This window comes from Lacinutrix mariniflava (genome assembly GCF_001418015.1).
GTDB classification, from domain to species: Bacteria; Bacteroidota; Bacteroidia; order Flavobacteriales; family Flavobacteriaceae; genus Lacinutrix; species Lacinutrix mariniflava.
Genome location: NZ_LIQG01000010.1, coordinates 1 through 1,073, shown reverse-complemented (window position 1 = coordinate 1,073; position 1,073 = coordinate 1). Strand labels below are relative to the sequence as shown.

The window sequence follows — 1,073 nt, the reverse complement described above, 5'->3', positions numbered from 1 at the left end:
GATTAACAGTGTTTTTCTTATAAAATTCTAAATCTGTTATAGAACACACTCCTGGATAGTCACCAAAATTATCTTGCAAGTCTTCAATAATTTGAAAATGTAAATGTGGTGCATAATCACCGTTTACCTCAGCTGCACCTAAATAAGCAATTGTTTCGCCTTGCTTTACCTTATCTCCCAATTTTAAGCGCTTCAAAGATTCGCGAGACAAATGTCCGTAAAGTGTATAAAACACAAAACTATCTAGCTCATGTTTTAAGATTACTGTTGGTCCATAATCGCCATAATTAGTATTATCCTTAAAACTATGTATTTCGCCATTAAAAGCTGCTAAAACCGATGTTCCTGCTGCTATCCATAAATCTAAACCAATATGAATGTTACGTTCGGTTTCAGGATTTGGGTTATTAAAATAATCGCTACGATTATAAATACCACGTTTTTCAAGGTAACCACCAAAAGCTACTTTTTTGTTTCTTTTATTAAGGTAATTGGTAATATAGGTGTCCCAATCTTTAGAAGATGAAATATCGAAGTTTTGTAAGTCTGTATTAGCTTCAGATAAATCGATTGGTGTGTAGTCACTTTTAGAAATAGAAGCATCGATTACACATATATTTTGTGTACCGAAAGCTGTCAAGCGTGTTTTAAAATCTTTTGAATTCATATTTAATACGTAAAAACGATCATTCATATTGAACTCAAAAATAAAATTTATTCAGCAATAACGTTGCTATACTTTGCATTAATTACAATGGTTTTATTAGAATCTCCAGTGTTTGGGTTATGCTTAATTGTTTTATTGTTTGTTTTCTCCTTATTAAATTTTGATTGATTACCTTTAAAATACAGGTTATAATTTATTGATTTTGGTAAGTTTAAAAGCGCATCGCTATTTTCTAAAACAATATTAAGTAATTTAATATTGTTATTATCTACTTCCTAAAAAGCTTCTTAAGTAAAACCATAGAGCCTATTTTACCTGCTACTTTAACACCTGTTTGCATCCATTGAGCTGGTTGTAAACTCTCCTTCAAATCTTCTCTTACAGATTTCACTTCTTCTTTAGCAAT

General features: G+C 30.6%; 1 protein-coding gene. It reads right to left on the bottom strand.

The window, feature by feature from the left end:
• Positions 1–667, bottom strand: a 667-nt coding sequence (locus ASC44_RS00085; protein WP_055445598.1) for a peptidoglycan DD-metalloendopeptidase family protein, incomplete at its 3' end; no start/stop codon positions are given.
• Between the last annotated feature and the right edge of the window lie 406 nt (positions 668–1,073).